The sequence below is a fragment of the Salinibaculum sp. SYNS191 genome (genome assembly GCF_037338445.1).
In the GTDB taxonomy this organism is placed as follows: domain Archaea; phylum Halobacteriota; class Halobacteria; order Halobacteriales; family Haloarculaceae; genus Salinibaculum; species Salinibaculum marinum.
This window is the reverse complement of record NZ_CP147838.1, coordinates 2,544,581-2,564,122: the sequence shown is the minus strand read 5'-3', so window position 1 is coordinate 2,564,122 and position 19,542 is coordinate 2,544,581. Positions and strand designations below refer to the sequence as shown.

General features: G+C 68.4%; 22 protein-coding genes. 14 read left to right on the top strand and 8 right to left on the bottom strand.

Annotated elements, in window-relative coordinates; translation table 11 throughout:
- Positions 1-117: 117 nt before the first annotated feature.
- Positions 118-1,515 (bottom strand): dihydrolipoyl dehydrogenase family protein, encoded by a 1,398-nt coding sequence (locus WDJ57_RS13695; protein ID WP_338901377.1) that lies wholly within the window; start codon positions 1,513-1,515, stop codon positions 118-120.
- Positions 1,516-1,680: 165 nt separating this feature from the next.
- On the opposite strand from WDJ57_RS13695, the gene WDJ57_RS13690 reads away from it, so the two are divergent.
- Entirely contained in the window at positions 1,681-1,824 is a 144-nt protein-coding gene (locus WDJ57_RS13690; RefSeq protein WP_338901376.1) for a DUF7331 family protein, read from the top strand.
- 28 nt (positions 1,825-1,852) lie between these two features.
- Positions 1,853-2,233 carry a winged helix-turn-helix transcriptional regulator gene (locus WDJ57_RS13685; protein WP_338901375.1) on the top strand — a complete coding sequence of 127 codons (381 nt, stop codon included), beginning with the start codon at positions 1,853-1,855 and terminating at the stop codon, positions 2,231-2,233.
- On the opposite strand, the gene WDJ57_RS13680 is transcribed toward WDJ57_RS13685, so the two are convergent.
- Positions 2,234-2,812, bottom strand: a complete 579-nt coding sequence (locus tag WDJ57_RS13680) for a response regulator transcription factor (protein WP_338901374.1) — start codon at positions 2,810-2,812, stop codon at positions 2,234-2,236.
- 97 nt (positions 2,813-2,909) lie between these two features.
- On the opposite strand from WDJ57_RS13680, the gene WDJ57_RS13675 reads away from it, so the two are divergent.
- The gene (locus WDJ57_RS13675) at positions 2,910-3,632 is read left to right on the top strand and encodes a hypothetical protein (protein WP_338901373.1); all 723 of its coding nucleotides are present in this window, start codon (positions 2,910-2,912) and stop codon (positions 3,630-3,632) included.
- A 40-nt stretch (positions 3,633-3,672) separates the two neighbouring features.
- On the opposite strand, the gene WDJ57_RS13670 is transcribed toward WDJ57_RS13675, so the two are convergent.
- Positions 3,673-4,248, bottom strand: a complete 576-nt coding sequence (locus WDJ57_RS13670; protein ID WP_338901372.1) for a response regulator — start codon at positions 4,246-4,248, stop codon at positions 3,673-3,675.
- Positions 4,249-4,361: 113 nt separating this feature from the next.
- On the opposite strand from WDJ57_RS13670, the gene WDJ57_RS13665 reads away from it, so the two are divergent.
- Positions 4,362-4,655 (top strand): hypothetical protein, encoded by a 294-nt coding sequence (locus tag WDJ57_RS13665; RefSeq protein WP_338901371.1) that lies wholly within the window; start codon positions 4,362-4,364, stop codon positions 4,653-4,655.
- On the opposite strand, the gene WDJ57_RS13660 is transcribed toward WDJ57_RS13665, so the two are convergent.
- Positions 4,656-5,525, bottom strand: coding sequence for an NAD(+)/NADH kinase (locus tag WDJ57_RS13660; protein WP_338901370.1), 870 nt, complete (start codon positions 5,523-5,525; stop codon positions 4,656-4,658). It lies immediately after the preceding gene.
- Positions 5,526-5,639: 114 nt separating this feature from the next.
- Between WDJ57_RS13660 and WDJ57_RS13655 the strand changes: the two genes are divergently transcribed.
- Positions 5,640-6,731 (top strand): KaiC domain-containing protein, encoded by a 1,092-nt coding sequence (locus WDJ57_RS13655; RefSeq protein WP_338901369.1) that lies wholly within the window; start codon positions 5,640-5,642, stop codon positions 6,729-6,731.
- 289 nt (positions 6,732-7,020) lie between these two features.
- On the opposite strand, the gene WDJ57_RS13650 is transcribed toward WDJ57_RS13655, so the two are convergent.
- A complete protein-coding gene (locus WDJ57_RS13650) occupies positions 7,021-8,118 on the bottom strand; it encodes a hypothetical protein (RefSeq protein ID WP_338901368.1) in 1,098 nt (365 codons plus the stop codon).
- 276 nt (positions 8,119-8,394) lie between these two features.
- On the opposite strand from WDJ57_RS13650, the gene WDJ57_RS13645 reads away from it, so the two are divergent.
- Positions 8,395-8,928 (top strand): NUDIX domain-containing protein, encoded by a 534-nt coding sequence (locus WDJ57_RS13645; protein ID WP_338901367.1) that lies wholly within the window; start codon positions 8,395-8,397, stop codon positions 8,926-8,928.
- Here WDJ57_RS13645 and WDJ57_RS13640 read toward each other — a convergent pair.
- Together WDJ57_RS13640 and WDJ57_RS13635 are read right to left on the bottom strand one after the other, a co-directional pair.
- The gene (locus WDJ57_RS13640) at positions 8,925-9,353 is read right to left on the bottom strand and encodes a universal stress protein (RefSeq protein WP_338901366.1); all 429 of its coding nucleotides are present in this window, start codon (positions 9,351-9,353) and stop codon (positions 8,925-8,927) included. The two genes, WDJ57_RS13645 and WDJ57_RS13640, sit on opposite strands and share 4 nt — an antisense overlap.
- 175 nt (positions 9,354-9,528) lie before the next feature.
- Positions 9,529-11,400: an ATP-binding protein gene (locus WDJ57_RS13635; protein WP_338901365.1), complete on the bottom strand. Its 1,872-nt coding sequence runs from the start codon at positions 11,398-11,400 to the stop codon at positions 9,529-9,531.
- Between the two features lie 102 nt (positions 11,401-11,502).
- Between WDJ57_RS13635 and WDJ57_RS13630 the strand changes: the two genes are divergently transcribed.
- The 8 genes from WDJ57_RS13630 to WDJ57_RS13595 all read left to right on the top strand — a co-directional run bounded on the left by WDJ57_RS13630 (position 11,503) and on the right by WDJ57_RS13595 (position 18,853).
- On the top strand, positions 11,503-11,841 hold the full coding sequence (locus tag WDJ57_RS13630) for a DUF7113 family protein (protein ID WP_338901364.1): 339 nt from the start codon (positions 11,503-11,505) through the stop codon (positions 11,839-11,841).
- Between the two features lie 193 nt (positions 11,842-12,034).
- A complete protein-coding gene (locus WDJ57_RS13625) occupies positions 12,035-12,325 on the top strand; it encodes a DUF211 domain-containing protein (RefSeq protein ID WP_338901363.1) in 291 nt (96 codons plus the stop codon).
- Positions 12,326-12,331: 6 nt separating this feature from the next.
- Positions 12,332-12,913 carry a VIT1/CCC1 transporter family protein gene (locus tag WDJ57_RS13620; protein ID WP_338901362.1) on the top strand — a complete coding sequence of 194 codons (582 nt, stop codon included), beginning with the start codon at positions 12,332-12,334 and terminating at the stop codon, positions 12,911-12,913.
- 115 nt (positions 12,914-13,028) lie between these two features.
- A complete protein-coding gene (locus WDJ57_RS13615; protein WP_338901361.1) occupies positions 13,029-14,090 on the top strand; it encodes an NAD(P)-dependent alcohol dehydrogenase in 1,062 nt (353 codons plus the stop codon).
- 34 nt (positions 14,091-14,124) lie between these two features.
- Entirely contained in the window at positions 14,125-14,586 is a 462-nt protein-coding gene (locus tag WDJ57_RS13610; protein WP_338901360.1) for a pyridoxamine 5'-phosphate oxidase family protein, read from the top strand.
- A 40-nt stretch (positions 14,587-14,626) separates the two neighbouring features.
- Complete coding sequence (locus tag WDJ57_RS13605; protein ID WP_338901359.1) at positions 14,627-17,182, top strand: calcium-translocating P-type ATPase, PMCA-type; 2,556 nt, start codon at positions 14,627-14,629, stop codon at positions 17,180-17,182.
- A gap of 33 nt (positions 17,183-17,215) precedes the next feature.
- Positions 17,216-17,665: a pyridoxamine 5'-phosphate oxidase family protein gene (locus tag WDJ57_RS13600; protein ID WP_338901358.1), complete on the top strand. Its 450-nt coding sequence runs from the start codon at positions 17,216-17,218 to the stop codon at positions 17,663-17,665.
- Positions 17,666-17,737: 72 nt separating this feature from the next.
- Positions 17,738-18,853: a hypothetical protein gene (locus WDJ57_RS13595; protein WP_338901357.1), complete on the top strand. Its 1,116-nt coding sequence runs from the start codon at positions 17,738-17,740 to the stop codon at positions 18,851-18,853.
- 4 nt (positions 18,854-18,857) lie between these two features.
- On the opposite strand, the gene WDJ57_RS13590 is transcribed toward WDJ57_RS13595, so the two are convergent.
- Complete coding sequence (locus WDJ57_RS13590; protein WP_338901356.1) at positions 18,858-19,541, bottom strand: hypothetical protein; 684 nt, start codon at positions 19,539-19,541, stop codon at positions 18,858-18,860.
- Position 19,542 lies beyond the last annotated feature (1 nt).

Below are 19,542 nucleotides of genomic sequence, written 5' to 3'. Positions count from 1 at the left end.
TGACACTCTATCTAGAGGTTGGTCGTGCGAGGATATAGGCCTACCCTTGGGGCAGGACAAGTGGACCGACAGCGGGAGAAACCCGTGTAGCGCCGGGAGAAAGCGTCGCGACCCCGCTCAGTCGTCCGCGAGCCCGTCGGCACACTCCCGCAGGAGGCCGTCGAGTATCTCGGGCGTCGTCGGGTGGTACGAGCGGTCGGGCACCTCGCGGACGTCCAGCCCCATCTCGACGACCACCTGCATCGTCTTCGCCATCACGTCGGCGTGGTAGTGTAACCCCTGATAGCCCAGCACCGTCCCGTCGCTGCGGTCGACGACCAGCCGTGCCAGTCCCTCGGGGGTGTCCTTGGTCTTGAACACGCCGTCGTCGCTCGCCTCGCGGGTGGCGACGACGACGTCGTAGTCCGCCTCGCGGGCGGACGCCTCGCTGTGGCCGACGCGGGCGAAGGGGTAGACGCCCAGCCCCGAGAACATGACGTGGTGGTGGACGTTCTCGTAGGGCGCCATCGACTCGCCGCGGGCGTCCGCGAGGATGTTCGCGGCCGTCTGGTGGCCCTGTTCCTTGGCGACGTGGAGAATCGGCTCCTTGCCGTTGGCGTCGCCGGCGACGAAGACGTGGTCGGCGTCGCGGGCCTGCATCGTATCGGCGACCCAGTCGGGACCGGGCTCTATCGCCGTGTTCTCCAGGCCGAGGCCGTCCAGCGTCGGTTTGCGGCCGGTGAAACAGAACAGCTGGTCGGCCTCGACGGTCGACCCGTCGTCCAGGTCGAGCGCGACGCCGCCGTCGGCCGTCTCAGCGATTCGCTCCTCGTAGACCTCCGTCCTGACGTCGATTCCCAGTTCCTCGCGGTAGATGTCCAGGGCGGCGTCGCCGAAGGCGGGGTCGGCCTCGTCCAGCGGTCGCGCGTCGTGCTCGATGACGGTGATGTCCATCCCGGCGGCCTCCGAGAGGTAGGGGACCATCTCCATGCCGATGTAGCCAAAGCCCATCACGACGCCGCTGTCGGGGAACTCGGTGGCGTCGAGCACGTCCGCGCTGGTCATCACGTCGACGTCGTCGATGCCCGGCAGGTCCGGGAGGTTCACCGTCGACCCCGTCGCGACGACGACGTAGTCCGGTTCGACCGTCTCGTCGCCGACGGCGAGGGTGTGGTCGTCCACGAACCGGGCGGTGTCCCGGAGCAGCGTCACGTCCTCGCGCTCGGCCCAGCCGTGGACCGCGCTGCGGCGGTGCTCGGCGAAGTTCGCGATGTGTTCGTCCTTCGTCTCGACGACAGCGTCGAGGTCGACCGGCGGTGCCTCCCCGACGCGGTGGTCGTGGCGCGCCTGGAAGCGGTGTGCGCCCGCCGACAGGACCTCCTTCGACGGCATGCACCCGCGGAGGATGCAGAGGCCGCCGCCGGGGTCACCGTCGTCGACGAGCGTGAGTTCGACGTCCGAGACCTCCACCAGTCTGTCGGCGACGGCGGTACCGGCGCTCCCGTACGCACCGACGATGGCGACGTGGATGCTCATACGGACCCCACGACCGGCCGAGAGTTGAATCTAGGTGAGGTCCGGGAAACCCCCACATCGGTTACTATCTGTAACCTGGTTACCGGTTGGTGTGCTAAGTCTTAACAATGACGAAGGGTTACCTAGTGGTGAAGTGAAACGCCGGCCCGTCCGGCACTCCCCAGCATGGAACAGGACGACACCACTGCGGACGACGAGGCACAGTACGCCGAACTCGAACTGAGCGACAGCACCGTCATCTACGACCGCGGCAACCACCAGGCGTGGCTGCAGTCCGACGGTGCCGTCGAGGCCAGGGCCATGGTGTAACGATGGGCGACGTACCCGGGACCGACCGATGAGCGAGACGGACGACCCCGAACGGCACCCCGTCGAGTGCGTCGGGGAGGACTGGTGCCCGGTGACGACGACGGCGATGCTCATCGGGAAGAAGTGGCACCCGGTCATCGTCCACCGGTTGCTGGACGAGGGACCGCTCGGGTTCAACGCCCTCCAGGAGGCCGTCGACGGCATCTCCAGCAAGGTTCTCTCGGACAGCCTCAGCGACCTCGAGGAGTCCGGGCTGATCGCCCGCGACATCGTCTCGGAGAAGCCGTTTCGCGTCGAGTACTCGCTGACGGCCCGTGGGACGGCGTTGCGCCCCGTCATCGAGGAGATGGCGGCGTGGGGCGAGACCTACCTCAAACCCCCGTCAGAGACCGGCCCCGACCCGCGGTAGTCAGGTCCCGCGGTCGATGTCGCGGTAGGTCGCGAGGAGGTCGTCGAAGTCCGCGAGTTCTTCGCGGAGTTCGCTCTCCAGTCGCTCGGCCCGCCGTTCGAGGCGTTCGTACTCCTCGCTGTCGGCCAGTTCCGCCGGCGTCTTCTCTGCTTCCAGCACCGACAGCTTCGAGTCGATGGAGAAGAACTCGTCGAGTTTTCCCTCCGCCCGGTCCGGGCGGCCGACGTGCTGGTCCAGCGTCTCCAGCAGCGTCTCCCCGGTGACCGGCTTGCAGAGGTAGTCGTCGAAGTCCATCGCCAGGATGTTCAGGTCCGGGTCGACCGCCGTCGTCATGATGACGACGCAGTCCAGCCCGCGGTCGCGTATCTCCGCGAGCACCTCGTCGCCGTGGATGTCCGGCATCCGGCGGTCCAGCAGGACGGCGGCGACGCTCTCGTCGACCATCTCCAGGGCCTCCTCCCCGCCGTAGGCCACGCGGGTCTCGTAGGGGCCCTGTAGCTGGAACGCGAACGTGTCCGCGATGGCCGCCTCGTCGTCGACGACGAGCACGACCCGCCGGTCCTCGGACGTCGGTGTCACGTCGGGTAGTCGTTGACCGAGCACCGGTAAATATTCGACGGGAAGCGGAAGGAGATGACGTACCCTTAAAACGTGGGAGGTAGTGTCACCACACGTAATGTGGCGTCAGTCCCACCCCGGACGGTCGCTCGTCCGCGCTGTCGGCCTCGCCGCCGCAGTCGCGACCGCGAGTGCCGTCCTCGCCGGAGACGGGTCCCTCGTCGCCGCGACGCCGGTGTTGCTCGCCAGCCCAGGGGGGAGCCGTCGGCGCGCGGTGGTCCTCGTCGGGTGGATTGTTGGCGGTGCCGTCGCCGGCGGTGCCATCGGACTGGGCGTCGCACGCGCGATGGCCCCCGCCGCCGAGACGCTCGCCGTCGTCTTCGGGGCCGCGACGGGCGGCGGGTTCGGGGCTGTCGTGCGCCTGTTCGTCTTCGGGACGACCGACACCGAACAGCCGGAGTCGGTGACCGTCGGCGGGGAGCCCGAGAGCGTGCCCGACCCCGAACCCGTCGACCTCTTCGAGGGCAGCCCCGACCCGATTCTGTACTTCGACGACGCCGGCGAGGGACCCGTCGTCCGCGCGGCGAACCCGGCGTTCGCGAATACCTTCGACGTCGGCGCGAGCGCCGTTGAGAACGCGGCGCTGAGAGACGCCCTGATGCTGGCAGCGCGGAGCGACGCCGTCGTCGCGGCCGCCGAACGCGGCGAGCAGTTCGACGACGTGGTCGCCTGTGAGACACCCACCGGGACCGTCGAGTTCCGGGTCAGGACGACGACGGTGGACAGCCCGACGGGGACGCGCGGCTACGTGCTGTACACGCCGGTCGGCACGGACGGATAGTCGAGACAGCGGGGCGACGGCGGACCGGGTGGTCCGGTGGCTAGCCGGGATGGCGGGCGATTTCGCGGAAGGCCGCCTCCATGTCCTCGAACTCGTCGATGGTCTGGTCCATCTTCCCCTTCAGTTCCTCGGCACGGGCCGACAGCTCCTGGAGTTCCTCGTTGTCGTCGACCGCCTGGCTCGACAGTTCGGCCTCCAGCAGGGCGAGTTTGGAGGTGACCTCCAGATACTCGGAGAGGCGTTCGTCGTATCGCTGGACCTGGAGTTGCTGGTCGATTGCCGCGACGAGGTCGGCCTTCTCGACGGGTTTGCAGAGGTAGTCGTCGAAGTCCATCTCCAGGATGTCCATCCCCGGGTCGACGGCGGTCAGCATGATGACCCGGCAGTCGGCGTCGCGGTCGCGTATCTCCGCGAGGACGTCGTCGCCGGAGATGTCCGGCATGCGCCGGTCCAGCAACACGACGTCGACGCCGCTGTCGAGCTCTGTCAGAGCCTCCTCGCCGCCGTAGGCAGTGCGCGTCTCGTACTCCCCCCGGAGCCGGAGGGCGTACACGTCGGCGACCTCCGGTTCGTCGTCGACGACCAGGACAGTCGCCCGATTGCTCCCCGATGACACACGTGACACTCCGAACTCCACCGGTAATAAGTATGTGTTCTCCTGAGAGCGGCCTTTCGATGCGGAGAGTAACGGAAGTTTAAAGATTGCCACAAGGCCAGTTCCGAACAAGGATGCTCGCGCCACCGCTTCAGGTAATCGACAGCTTCCTGCTCCAGTACAACGTCGGCGACGCGCTGCTTATCGTCTTCGTACTCGGGCTGCTGGCGACGCTACCGCTGAAATCACGGAAGGTGACGATGCTCCACATCATCGGATTCGGGGCGTTGTTCCTGCTGCTGCCCGGAAGTATGTTCGCCGTCTCCAGCGACGGGGCACACCTGCTGGGCAGCGTGCTACAGTACAAGATGCTCGGCCTCGGACTGCTCGTCATCGGACCCGTTCTCTACACGACCGCCTCGCGGTAGTCACTCCAGCTTTCCGAGTGCAGTGAAGAAATCGAGTGGTGGCCCCGCGATTCGCACGGGCGTTGCGGCCCGCTCGATGTGAATCTCCGCTGGCGGCGCAACCGTCTCCCGCATGCGCCCGTCGCTGACGGCGACCGCCGTCTCCGCGTCGTCGACCCGCACCGTCACGGTCGCGTCCGTGTCGACGACCAGCGAGGGCATCTCCTCCTCGGCGCACATCTCCGTCACGAGCAACCCCTCGACCGACGGGTGGACCAGCGGGCCACCCTCGCTGAGATTGTAGGCCGTACTGCCCGTCGTCGTCGACACGAGGACGCCGTCGGCGTGGCCGCTCGTGTACAGCGAGCCGTCGACGCGCACCTCGACGCTCACGCCGTTGCCGTGGCCGCGCTGGGCTCCCTGGACGACCACCTCGTTGAGCGCCGCCGGGAGCTCCCAGTCCTCGCTCTCGGCCCGCAGACGGGCCATCTCGCGAAAGCGCGGCTCGCCGGTCTCGTGGATGCGCTCGACCTCCGCCGCGATCGTCGCGACCGCCTCGTTGGGCGAGACGGCGTTCAGGAAGCCGACCTCGCCGAGGTTGACCCCCATGATGGGAGTGCCGCCGGCCCCGCGGGCCGTGTAGAGAAAGGTGCCGTCGCCGCCGACGCTGACCGCCAGGTCGCACTCGCTGAACGCATCGACGGGGAGACAGTGGGGCATCGCAATCCTGTCGGCCCCGTCCTCGTGCCAGACGTCACCGCGCTGGAACTCCTCGTGTGTCGACTCGTCGACGCCCACGTCGACACCCAGCTCGTGCAGGCGCTCGGCGATGTCGCCCACGAGCGAAACCGCCCGATGGTTCCCCCGCTGTCCGACGATACCGACTTTCATCGGCGATGGATTGCAACCCCAGACAGATAAACCGTCGCTGTTCGCACCGGGCAAGGTTAATTTGCCCCCCGCGATTAGCTCCGCGCATGCCTACCGAGGCCCGGAGGGTCGGTCGTGAGCGACGATGACGACGACTGGTTCGAGCGGGCCCTCTCGGACGACGAGGACGACGCGTCCGGGGAGCCGTCCGAATCCGAGGACGCGACCGACAGTGCCGGGTCGGACGCCTCGGACCTGTTCGAGGACAGTGACGCCGACGACGACGGTGACGGCGACGGTCCCTTCGAGGGCGACAGCGCGGACGCGGACCCGTTCGGAGAACCCGAGAGCGACACCGGCGGGGAGAGTCCCTTCGGTGACGACGGCGGGACCCAGTCCCCCTGGGGCGACGCCGGGGGCGGGGAGAGTCCGTTCAGCGACGACGACGGCGGGGAACTGTTCGACGAGAGCTTCGGCAGCGCCTTCGACGCCGGCAGCGACGAGGAGTTCGACGACGAGGACTTCGAGTCGGACATCCCCCGCATCGACCTCGGTATCGAGGGCCTGGACGACATGATACAGGGCGGGATTCCGCACAAGCACCTCATCGTCACCATCGGCTCCGCCGGGACCGGCAAGACCACCTTCGGCCTGCAGTTCCTCCACCACGGCCTGGAGAACGGCGAGAACAGCGTCTTCATCACGCTCGAACAGAGCAAGGAGGCCATCATGTCTACCGCCAACGAGCGCGGCTGGGAATTCGACCGCTACGAGGCGGAGAACCGCCTCGCCGTCGTCGACCTGGACCCCGTCGAGATGGCCAACAGCCTCGACAACATCCGCGGCGAACTCCCCGAACTCATCCGGGAGTTCGACGCCGACCGCATCGTGCTCGACTCCGTCTCGCTGCTGGAGATGATGTACGACGAGCAGGCCCGCCGGCGGACGCAGGTGTTCGACTTCACCCGCTCGCTGAAGGAGGCCGACGTGACCACCTTCCTCACCAGCGAGGCCAGCGAGGCCAACGCCTACGCCTCCCGCCACGGCATCATCGAGTACCTGACCGACGCCGTGTTCGTCCTCCAGTACATCCGCGGCGAGACACAGGAGACCCGCCTGGCCGTCGAAATCCTCAAAATCCGCAACGCCAACCACTCCCGCGAGATGAAACCCTACGACATCACGGACGACGGCATCAGCGTCTACCAGCAGGCGAATATCTTCTGAAACCACCTTTTTCCCGCTCGGGTGTCGGGCGCGCCTTGCGGCGCGCACCGCACCACTCGCGGCAAAAACGTGGGTGAAAAAGGCTGCTCGCGGCCGGTGGGCCGCTCGCAGGGAACCGCGCTCGCGGCGTCTGCGGCGCGCCCGAGCGCGCGCCGCACGGCCAGCGAGACCTTCGGTCTCGCCCTGCTCGCGCGGATGCTTGTGGCGGGCCTGCCCTTCCCGAGTCGCGCGGTCCGCTTGCGCGGACACGCGCTCCCGGCCACCGCAACGGCGACGACTGCACCACCTACTAATCGCACACCGCCTTCGTCGATTCTATCGTCGGCTCCGACCCGCCGAGAGTCACTGTCGTCTCGAACTCCGAGTAACAGGAGCAGTAGACGACCTCCTCGCTGACCGTCGTCCCGCCGGCGGTCACGTCGAGCGTGTAGAAGTCGCCGACCGGATGCGGGAGTTGCACGTCGGTCGTCGCGCCGCCGGTGAGCGTGACCGACGACTCGGCGACCGTCTCGCCGTCGCGGCAGAGGCGCAGCGTCGCCGCACGGTCGCTGTCGGTCGGGTTCTCGACCGTCACCGGAACCTCGCCGTCGGGGCCACACCCGACGACCGGGTCGCCGTTCCGTGGAATCGTGACCGTCAGCGACGGCCAGTTGTGTGCTTCGGGGATGCGCCAGTCGTACTCCGTGCGGCCGCCATCGCCGACATCGACGGTGACCGTGTACTCGCCGGCGGTGGCCGTCACCCCGTCCAGCGAGAGGCTCTGCCTGGCGGACAGCGTCGTCGTGCAGTCGAAGAACACCTCGCCGTCGTGGGCGAGCGCGAGCGTCACGTCCGCCGCCTCCCCGCTCTCGTTGCTGATGGTCGCCCCGCTCGTCGAGAACGTCTCCTCGGCGTCCGGAATCGCGTACGGCAGGTCTGCCGTCGAGCAGTCCGTCTCGCGCAGCGTCTCGCGGAACGTAATGCCATCATCGGTGACGACGGCCGTGAGTACACCGCTGTAGTCGTCGGCGACGAACCACTCCGTGCTGGCGCTCGTTCCGTCGGGCAGCGTCGCCGTCACGGTGTACTCCCCCGCAGCGATGGCGTCGCCGACCAGCCCACTCACACCGTCGGAGAGCGTTCGCGTGCGTTCGAGCACCTGGCTCCCGCCGTTGGAGAGGGTGACCGTCACCGAGACCTCGCGGCCGGCCTGATTGCGCGCACCGACCGCGGCGTCCGCCGCCGGCGTGCCGGTCGGCGTCTCGGTGGGGGTCTCGGTTGGGGTCCCGGTCCGGGTTCCGGTCGGAGTGGTCCCCTGGTCAGAGCCGTCGTTCAGACAGCCGGCGAGTCCGCCGGCGAGGGCGATGCCACAGCTACGGAGGAGAGCGCGTCTGGAGGGCGGGGCCATGTCCCGCACTCGTGCCAACTGCGATAAGTATCTTCTGTGGCATCGCCCGTCTGGCCCGACCCTCCCCTACCTTTATTACCCGGCGCAACGAATTATTACACGAATAAATAGGCGTAATTAAATCGCCGCTCTTTTGTAGGAGTTTCCCGTTAGCGACAGTATCGGCGTTCGTACCGCCGCATTCGCCGCCTCTCACACGACACGCGCCCACGACGTCACTCGTTCCCCGCCAGTATCGCACGCGAGCGACTGCCCCGCAGCCACGACACCAGACCAATGACATCCCACCCACACGGAGACGCGTCCGTGACCGCCCTCGAACCGATTACCGACCACGAATCGCTGCGCGACAGCGACGGCGTCCCCTACCACGAGGAGAGCGACGTCGTCGACGACGAAATCGTCGAGTTCCAGGCGGACGCGCCCGACCTCGCGGCGGTCGGCGTCACCAACGACGACGGCGACGTCCTCCTGCGCCGCCTGACCGAGACCTGCTCGTGGAAACTGCCCGTCGCCTCGGTCGCGCCCGACGAGGATTACGCCGCGGCGATTCGCGACCAGGTGTCCGAGACCATCGGCCTCACCGTCGCTCTGGAGACGGTGGCCGGCGTCTGGGACCTCCACGTGCGCACCGAAGACGGCGAGCGGACTGCCTCGCGAGCGTTCGTCGTCTTCGGCGGCGCGTCCCTCGATGGCTACGACCTCGACGCGGCGACGCCAGAGGGCGACGGCGTCGAGGAAGCCGGCTGGTTCGACGCGCTTCCCGAGGACGCGGACAGAGTTCCCGGAACGGACTTCTTTTTCGACTAGCGGACGACCGTGACGGGAACCGCCGAGCGGCGGACGACCGTCTCGGCGACGCTGCCCAGCAGAATTCGGGAGACCCCCTTGCGGCCGTGGCTCCCCATCACGACGTGGTCGATGTCGTTCTCCTCGGCGAAGTCGACGATGAACGTCGTCGGCTTGCCGACCTCGATGACCGTCTCCGTCTCGATGCCGCGCTCGTCGGCCCGCGCGACGATGTCGTCGAACTCCCGCTGTGCGCGGGCCTTCTCGTTCTCGTACCACTCCTCGGAGGCGGTCGGGATGGACACCTGTGCGCCGTAACTGGCCTCCGCGGGGTTGACGACGTGGAGGAGCACCAGCGTCGCGTCGGGGAAGGTGTCGAAGACGAACTCGCAGGCGATGTCTGCCTGTTCGGACCCGTCGACGGGGACGAGGACGCGGTCTACCATACCCGAAACTGGCACCCCCGGTAGCAAGAAGGTTCGGCCTCGCTACTCGCGGGTCGCTTGCGCTCCCCGCTCACTTTTGGAGGTCTTCCCTTCGGTCAGAACCTCCCTACTCGCGGGTCGCTTGCGCTCGCCGTTCGCTCTTCGAGGACTCCGTCGCTTCGCTCCGTCGTCCTCGCTACTCCCGCCCGTGCTTCGTCACACACTTCGAGAGCCCGATGAGTTCCACCGGCTCGGAGTTGTCGGGCGAGTAAACCACCATCTGCCCCTTCTCCATGTAGGGCACCTTCGACTCCAGGTTGCTCGGGATGTTCACCGCCGAGATGGCGTCCTCGTCGCCGAGATTGAGGACGACGGTCGTGTTTATCTGCTTGAAGACGGGGTCGGCGATGTCCTGGGGGTCCTGGGTGATGAGAAAGAGACCCAGCCGTTCCTTGCGGCCCTGCTTGGCTGCCTCGGTGAACTTCCCGATGACCTTCCGGGCCTGGACGCTGTCGGCGTCGGTCAGGAAGTTGTGGGCCTCGTCCATCCCGAGCACGACCGGCGTGTCCTTGATGCGGTCGAAACGGGGGTCGTTCGAGAGCTTCTGGTCGACCAAAAGCGAGGCAAGCGCCAGCACCACCGTCTCCGCGTGGCGGCTCTCGTTGATGTGGTAGGTCGGGACGACCGTCAGGCCGCCGGGGCGGACGAACTCGTGGATGCACTCGGTGATGGGCCTGGCGTCCTGGTCGAAGATGCCGCCGAAGCCGCGGGCGCGGCGGGCGACGGCGTCGAAGGTGGCCTCGTGAACCCGGCCAGTCTCGTCGAGTTCCTCCTTCAGCGCCGGGTCGTCGAGAAAGGAGAGGAACTGCTGGTAGGTGCCGTCGCGGCCGCGCTCGCGCCGGAAGCGGTCCAGCAGGACGTTCACCAGCGCGTTGTACTGGTTGTCGTTGAGGCCGCTGCCGGCGATGAGCCACGGGTTCGAGTAGACCATCGAGAAGGGGATGGTGAACTCGACCTGCTCGGCGCGGTGGTGGCTGGCGCTGTAGGTCGCGCCACCGACCTTCGGCACGAAGGCCACTGTGTCGTCGACGCCGCCGTGGGCGACGCCCTCGCGGTCGAGGCGGCGGGCGAAGTCGCCGTCCAGGTCGGGGTTGTCGTCGTGCATCTGGGCGTACTCGTCCTGCGGGTCGAACTGGACGACGGCGGGGGAGACGGTCCGGTCCCCGCCGGTCTCGATGGGGTACTCGCGGTCGTCGGCGAGGTACTGCCGGAGGACGTTCTTCGCGCCGTGGGTCTTCCCGGACCCGGTTCCACCCGCAACGAGGGTGTGCCGGAAGACCAGCGGGTCGCCGGCGTCGTAGTCGTCCTTCAGCCGGTAGTCGATTGTCGGGGGCTGGGCGGCGGTCCGGACCTTCTCGCCGCCGACGGCGAGGTGACCGAGGAAGACGCCGTCTTCGGGCATCTTCAGCCCCGTCTTGATGTCGGTCTTGTCGTCGGCGGTGGCGACGACCGTCTCGGGTTTGGGGACGCGGTCGGTCATCCGGCGCTTGAGTTCGCCGCCGTCCTCGTAGAGCACGGCGACGGGTTCGAGCGTCGCCATCAGTTTGAAGTCCTGTTCGTCGATGCCAGCCGAGCGCATCGCGCGGCGGGCGTGAATCTCGGTGGCGTCGTCGGCGCGGTACTCCTGGGCGTACTCCAGGCCGGTGATGCGACAGAACAGACGCTCGTTGTCCGCGGGCCGACCGGCCCGCTCTGGACTGGCGGCTTTCGCCGCCTCGTCGGGATACGGAGCGATGAGGTACGAGCCGATGCGCACGTCCGCGCGGTTGCCAACCGTCACGTACGCCCGGAGGCGGGTGTCGTCTGGCTCCTCGTCGATGCGCAGGCCCTCGGAGGCCGAGAGGACGCCGATGCCGCGGTCCTGACCGGTCGGCGCGGCCTCGAACTGCTCGAACTCGTCGTCTGTGGCGTCCGGCGCGGTGGCGTCGGGCGAGGACTCCCCGCTGCCGTCGTTCTCGCCCCCGCCATCGTCGCCGTCGAACTCAGTGAAATCCCCGAGGTCGGACATGACCGGCACAACGACGGCCCGGCACTTCGTCGTTTCCCCACCGGAGCGAAAGTGAACGACAGCGCCGGGGAGCTTTTACCCGGGGACCGCCTAGTGTTTGTCATGTTACTGATTCGGGGGCAGGCCGGTGGGACGGCCCTGACGGGGACTCTCTACGAGCGGGGGGAACGCGCTCCAACCTACCGGGGCGCGCCCGACGAGGGGGCACCCTACACCTGGGTCTGCGACGGCTTCTACGAGGTCGAAAGCGGCGGGCAGGTCCAGCGCATCGACGACCGGGAACTCCGCATCGCCTTCGAGGAACCGCTGCCGCGGGGCTTCGAGACGAAGGAACGGGCCATCGAGGCCGCCGAGGACCACCTGCGGACCCAGTTCGCCCGCCTCGGCGTCCCCGAGGCCGACGTCGAAATCGAGCGGCTGACAGCCGAAGAAGCGGAGTGACTACCGGTCCTCGTCGAGGGAGTAGCCACAGTCCGGGCAGGTCCCGTCGGTGATTGTCACCTGCGCGTCACAGTCCGGACAGTAGTCGCGGTAGCAGGCGGGGTCGCCCATAGACGGACTATGTGAGTCCCTGACAAGACGCTTGTGCCGGCCGAGGGACGCTTTTTCGTGATGGGGCCGCGTAGGGTCAGCAATGACAAACGTCCGACGGCTCGTCATCGACGTGTTGAAGCCCCACGACCCGCCGCTGGTCGATTTCACTCAGCAGACCGCCGACGTCGACGGCGTCGAGGGCGTCAGCGCGTCGCTCATCGAACTCGACCAGGAGGTCCAGAACGTCAAACTCACCTTTGAGGGTGAGTCGCTGGACGTCACGGCCATCGAGGAGCGAATCGAGGAACTCAGCGGCACCGTCCACTCCGTCGACCAGGTGGCCTGCGGCGAGTTCGTCGTCGAGGAGCAGTGGACCCACCAGGACCGCTGACCAGCCGTGCCCTCTCTCCGACAGCGCCTCGCGCGGTTGCTGGGCAAGCCCGACGTGCGCTCTATCGCCAGGCGCTACTTCATCTCCAACGGCTTCGACGGCACGCTGACGGCCATCGGCATCATCGTCGGGGCCGTCCTCTCCGGGGTCCCCGACGGTCTGACGGTCGTCAAAATCGGCGTCGGCGCGGCCGTGGGGCTGGGCACGTCGGCGGTCTGGAGCGTCTGGGAGATAGAGCGCGCCGAGACCCGCGCGGAGATACGGCGCATCGAGGAGGCGATGCTCACCGACTTAGACGACACGCGCATCGAACGCGAACAGAGCGGTGCGCGCATCTTCCACGCGACGATGAGCGGGCTGGGGCCGCTCATCGGCATCCTCATTCCGCTCGTGCCCTTCCTGTTCGAGGGGACGGTCCTCACGATGGAAGAGGCGGCGCTGATCGCCGTCGGTCTCGGTATCGGGGTGCTGGGTGCGTTCGGGGCCTACATGGGGTCGATTTCGGGCCAGCGGTGGTACGTCTCGGCGCTGCGGATGGGGCTGGCCGGCCTCGTCGTCGCCGTCATCAACGTCTTCCTGCCGGGCTGAACGCCGGCGACGCCCGCGCTCGCCACCGAGTAAGACGTGCCTAGAGACACGAGCGGCCCGATACGCTGTCTCGAACTAATGTGGATGCCCCCGTTGTGGCGTGGTGGTGAGACACGTGCAAGCATTCGTCATGCACAACATCGGCGAGACAGGTTTCGTGGAGAAAGAGGAACCCGAACCGGGGCCGAACGACGCCATCGTCCGCCCGACGAAGGGCCTGGTCTGCACCTCGGACGTGCACACGGTCCACGGCGCAATCGGCGAGCGCGACGACATCACGCTGGGCCACGAGGTCGTCGGCGTCGTCGACAGCGTCGGCGACGAGGTGGAGGACTTCACGGCGGGAGACCGGGTCGCCGTCGGCGCCATCACGCCCGACTGGGGGTCGCTGGCCGCACAGGACGGCCACCCCTCACAGTCCGGCGGCGCGCTGGGCGGGTGGAAGTTCGCCAACGTCAAGGACGGCATCTTCGCGGAGTACGTCCACGTCAACGAGGCCGACGCGAACCTCGCGGCGATTCCGGCGGGCGTCGCCGACGAGGCGGCGGTGTACGTGACAGACATGATGAGCACCGGCTTCGCGGCCGCGGAGAACGCCGACATCCCGATGGGTGGCACCGTCGCCGTCTTCGCGCAGGGGCCGGTCGGACTGATGGCGACGCAGGGCGCGGCGCTGCAGGGCGCGGGCCACATCATCGCCGTCGAGACGGTCCCACAGCGGCAGGACCTCGCGCGGACCTACGGGGCCGACGACATCGTCGACTACGAGGACGGCGACCCCGTCGAGCAGATACTCGCGCTGACTGACGGGGAGGGCGTCGACGCGGCCATCGAGGCGCTGGGGTCGTCGACGACGCTGGAGCAGTGCGTCGCGGTGACCCGGCCCGGCGGCACCATCTCCAACGTCGGCTACCACGGCGAGGGTGAGTTCGTCCGGATACCCCGCGAGGAGTGGGGCGTCGGCATGGCCGAGAAGGACATCGTGACGGACCTCTGCCCCGGCGGCCGGGCCCGACTCCGGCGGCTGTTGCGCCTGCTCGACACCGGTCGCGTCGACCCGACGCCGATGACGACCCACGAGTTCGCCTTCGAGGAGACCGACGAGGCCTTCGAACTCATGGAGAGCAAGGAGGACGACATCATCAAGCCGCTCATCGACTTCACCCAGGGACAGTAGCTAATCCCCTGTCGCCCGTACAGTCGGTATAGACATGGACCACATCGAATACGCGTACACGAGCGGGATGAGCGAGGAGGAGGTCGAGACGCGCCTGGCCGAGGCCCCGACCGGCGTGCTCGCGCTCTGTGACGACGGCGACGCCCGCGCCATCCCGCTGGCCCACTACTACGACGGCGAGCGGCTGTACTTCCGCCTCGGCAAGACCGAGGGCAGCGAGAAGTGGGAGGCCCTGTCGACTCCAGGGACGGCGACGTACGTCGTCTACGACGCCGAGCCGACCGAGGGACCGGAGGAACTCGACTCCTGGAGCATCCACGTGACCGGTCGCGTGCGCGAACTGCCGCCCGCCGAGCACGGCCGCTTCGACACGGCCGAAATCAACGAACAGTTCGCACCCATCCGGGTGTTCGACGAGGCAATCGAGGACATCGACATCACCATCGTGGAACTCGACGTCGAGACCCTAGCCGGCCGGACGACGACACTGGCATGACGGGCCTAGTTCCATTAGTGATGACACGGTAGGTCCGATAGTGTCATCGCCGCCACACGCGACGCCCGCCGACGAGGTTGTCAGCGACCTCGGGGTCGACAGCGACGGGCTCTCCGCGTCCGAGGTCGAGCAGCGCCTCGCCGAGTACGGGCGAAACGACGTCGAGCGGGGCGAGGAGCGCACCGCCGTCGACATCTTCGTCACACAGTTCGACAGCGCGCTCATCTGGGTGCTGGTGGGTGCCGCAATCCTCTCGCTGTGGGCCGGCCACGGCGTCGACGCCGTGCTCATCACAGTCATCGTCGTCGCCAACGGGGTCTTCGGGTTCGTCCAGGACTACCGCGCCGAGCAGAGCCTCGAAGCCCTCCGGGAACTGTCGGCCCCGACCGCCACCGTCGTCCGCGACGGCGAACAGCGCCAGGTCGAGGCGACCGAACTCGTCCCCGGGGACGTGATGCTGCTTTCGGGTGGGAACGTAGTCCCGGCCGACGCCCGCCTGCTCGAAGCCAACGACCTGCAGGTCGACGAGGCGGCGCTGACCGGCGAGAGCGAACCCGTCACCAAGGACGAGGACCCGGTCGCGGAGGACACCCCGCTGGCCGAGCGGTCGGGCATGGTCTACCGGGGGACCAACGTCACGCGAGGCCGCGGCCGCGTGGTCGTGACCGGGACGGGCATGGACACCGAGGTCGGCGCAATCGCGACGGAACTGGCGGCGACCGGGGAGACGGAGACGCCGCTGCAGCGCAACCTCGACACGCTCGGCAAACGGCTGGGTCTCGGCGTCGTCCTGCTCTCGGCGCTGGTCGCGCCGCTGCTGCTGTGGCGTGGGACCGACGCCATCCAGGCGGCGCTGACCGCGGTGTCGCTGGCCGTCGCGGCCGTTCCCGAGGGGTTGCCCGCCGTCGTGACGCTGACGCTGGCCATCGGCGTGCGCGCGATGGCCGACGAGCAGGCGCTGGTCCGCCGGTTGCCCGCCGTCGAGGCGCTCGGCTCCGTCGACGTCATCTGCACCGACAAGACCGGGACGCTGACGAAAGGCGAGATGACCGCGACGCGCGTGTGGGTGAACGACGCCGTCGTGGACCTCCCGGAGGGCGAGGGCGACGAGGACGACCGCGTCGAGCGGGCGCTGCGCATCGGGGCCCTCTGTAACGACGCCACCGCCGAGGAGGGCGACCCCACCGAGCGGGCGCTGGTCGGCGCGGCCGAGGAGGCGGCCATCGACGTCGAGCAGTTGCGGGCCGACAACCCCCGCACCGACGAGGTGGCCTTCTCCTCCGAGCGCAAGTGGATGGGGACGGTCCACGACGACGTTGGCTACGTCAAGGGCGCGCCGGAGGTCGTCCTCGACAACGCCGACCGGGTGCTGACCGCCGACGGTCCCGCCCCGCTCGACGACGAGCGCCGAGAGCGCATCGAGGAGCAAATCGGCGCGTTCGCCGACGACGCGCTGCGCGTGCTGGCGGTGGCCTCCACCGACGACCCGGACACGCTGGATTCCGGCCTGGTCTTCGTCGGCCTCGTCGGCATGATAGACCCGCCGCGGGCGGCCGTCGCCGACGCCATCGCCGCCAGCAAGCGGGCGGGCATCTCGGTGAAGATGGTGACCGGCGACAACGTGCGGACGGCGCGGGCCATCGGTGAGGAACTCGGCCTGACCGGCGAGGTGCTGTCGGGCCGTGACATCGAGGAGATGGACGACGCGACGCTGCGCGAGCGCGTCGTGGACGTGGACGTCTTCGCCCGCACGTCCCCCCAGCACAAGGTCCGCATCCTGAAGGCGCTGCAGTACCACGACCACGTCGTCGCGATGACGGGCGACGGCGTCAACGACGCGCCGGCGCTGAAAAACGCCGACGTGGGCGTCGCAATGGGCGTCCGCGGGACGGACGTCGCCAAGCAGTCGGCGGACATGATACTGCTCGACGACAACTACGCGACCATCGAGCGCGCAATCGAGCGCGGCCGGGCCATCTTCGACAACATCTGGAAGTTCGTCGCCTACCTCCTGAGCGCGAACGTCGCCGAGGTGGGACTGGTCTTCATCGCCTCGCTCTATGGCTATCTCATCCTGCCCGCGGTGCAACTGCTGTGGATAAATCTCCTGACCGACGGCCTGCCGGCGCTGGCGCTGGGCGCGGACCCACGCAGCGAGGACGTGATGGAGCGCCCGCCCCGCGAGGCGGGGTCGGGAATCATCGGCCGGGAGATGCTGGGGCTCATCGGCGGCACCGGTGCCGTCACGACGGCGGTGATGCTCGGGCTGATGTTCCTGACGCTGGACGGCGCGCCGGCGGTGACTCCCTACGCTCTGACGATGGTGTTCACCGGGTTCGTCCTGCTGGAGTTCGGGAAGCTGTACGTCATCCGGTGGCTGCGCGAGACGCCGACGTTCGCGAACCCGTGGCTGGCCGGTGCCGTCGCCCTCTCGCTTCTGTTGCAGCTGTCGGTGCTGTACACGCCGCTGAACCAGTACTTCGGAACGATACCCCTGGGGCTGGGCGACTGGGCGCTGCTCGCCGGCGTCTTCGCCATCTGCGTGCCCGCGTACCTCGCGGTCGCCGTCGCCGTCAAGCGACTGCAGCCTGTGTGAGCGTTTATCATGACAGCGGCCCTACGTGGGTGTATGAGCGATGAAGTGCCAGTGGAACTCGACCCCGAGGAGCGGGACGCCTTTCTCGGCCGCGGCGGCACCGGCGTCCTCTCGTTCGCCACCGACGCGGACACCGCACCACACGCCGTCCCCGTCTCGTACGGGTACGACGCGGAGGACGACGAGTTCTACTTCCGGCTGTCGGTCGGCGGGGACAGCACGAAGACCGACCTCCTCGACCGGCCCGTGACCTTCGTCGTCTTCGGCGACGAGGACGACCGGTGGAAAAGCGTCGTCGCGACCGGCGAACTAGAGTCGACCGACACCGAGGGCATCGAGACCGACACGCTCGACGGCCTCGACCGGGTCCACATCCCGCTGGTCGACATCTTCGGCGAGTCGACGCGCAACATCTCCTTCGAGTTCTTCCGGCTCACCCCCGACGAGTTGACCGGGCGAAAGGAGTCCCCGCCCGGGGTCTAACCCGGCCCGGCCTGCGGTATTATATCCTCCTCCGGCGTAGTGTGAACTGATGTGAATTTATAGAGGTGAAACATGAGTTCGACACTCCTCCGCCGCCTGCTGGTCGTCGTGCTGGTCGTAACGCTCCTCGCCACCGGTCCGGCGAGCGCACAGTCCGTCCGCGGCGGCGGGACCGTGACAGTCCCCGCGGGCACCGTCCACGAGGGTGACCTCACCGTCGTCAGCGGCACCGTCATCATCGACGGGACGGTCGACGGCTCCATCGAGGGCGTCGCCGGCTCCATCGTCGTCAGCGGCACCGTCACCGGCGACGTCGGGGCGGCCGCCGGTTCCGTCACCATCCGGGGCACCGTCGAGGGCGACGTCGAGTCCGCCACCGGTGCGGTCTCCGTCCTCGACGGGGCCCGCGTCGGGGGCAACGTCGAGGCCGGTGCTGGCAGTCTCACCCTCGACGGCGCGGTCGACGGGAACGTCAGGGCCGGCGTGGGCACGCTGACAGTCGGCGACACCGCGCGCATCGGCGGCGACCTGACCTACGCCGCGGACACCGTCGCGATAGCCGACGGCGCGCAAGTCGACGGGACGACCCGGCAGGTCGACTCGCTTTCGGTCGACGTCGGGGTCCCGGTGGTCGGCGACCTCGCCCTGTTCGGCGTCTTCACGGGCTGGGTCTTCGCCATCTTCGGGTTCCTGGTGAACTTCCTGCTCGGGGCCGCCCTGCTGCTGGCCGGCCCGCGCTTCTCCGCCCGCGTGACCGAGACGGGGCGGGAGACAGCGGTCGAGAGCGGCGTCGCGGGAATCGTTACGTTTCTCGCGATTCCGGTCGTGCTGGTGATCGTCGCGATAACGATCATCGGCATCCCGCTGTCGCTGGCGGGGCTGTTCGGGTACCTCCTCCTGCTGTGGGCGGCCTTCGTCTACGGGGCCCTGATTACCGGGACGTGGCTACTCTCGCTCGCAGACTACGACTCCACGTGGGGCGGCCTCGCGCTCGGACTACTGGTGCCCGCCGTGCTGTCGGTCGTCTGGCTCGGCGGCATCCTCTCGTTCCTCTACACGCTGCTGGGCCTGGGCGCGTTCGTCCTGTCCGCGCTCGCGGTGCGCCGGGGCGGGGACGGCGAGGCCCCCGCAGCGGGCCAGCAGCCACCGCCTGACGAGGAGAGTTCGGAGGGGCCACAACCGGCCTGAGCGGTCACCCCTCCCACGCCGGCCACGCGTCCGCGAGCGTCAGCGCGACGGCCATCACCAGCGAGCCCGCGACGACGACGCCGGCGCTCCAGGCCAGGACGGCGGCGGTCACGTCCGGCGACTGTTCGGCCAGCGACGCGAACAGGCGGAGGTCCAGCGCGACGACGAGCGCGGCACCGACCACGTCGAAGACGAGGTCGAACGCGGTGTCGCGCCAGCCGTAGTGGACCAGGACCGGTTCGACGTCGAAGCGCCGGCCCAGCGCCCGCGCCACCAGTTCGACGAGTTCCCAGCAGACGCCGGCGGCGAGGACGAAGCCGACTGTCGCCGCCGCCAGCAGCGACCCCGACGGGGAAGCGACAACGGCCATACCCGCGTACCACAGCGCCGCGACGAGGGCCGCCGACACCGTGTGGGTGACGTGGTCCCACCACCACACGGTCTCGTAGACGCCGAGCATGCCGACCATGTGCAGGAACCCGGCGGTCGCGAGCCAGACGGTGAGTTCCGGGCCGACGGTGACGGAGGGAGCGCTGACAGCCTCCACGGCGAACGGCGAGAGGGAGACGGCGACGACCACCAGCGAGTTGACCGCAGCGGCACCGTCGCGGCGGCGGAGGGCCTCGGCGGCCGTGCCGAGGATGGCGACGAGCAACATCGCGGTGCCAGCCTGGAGGAAGTCGGTCATG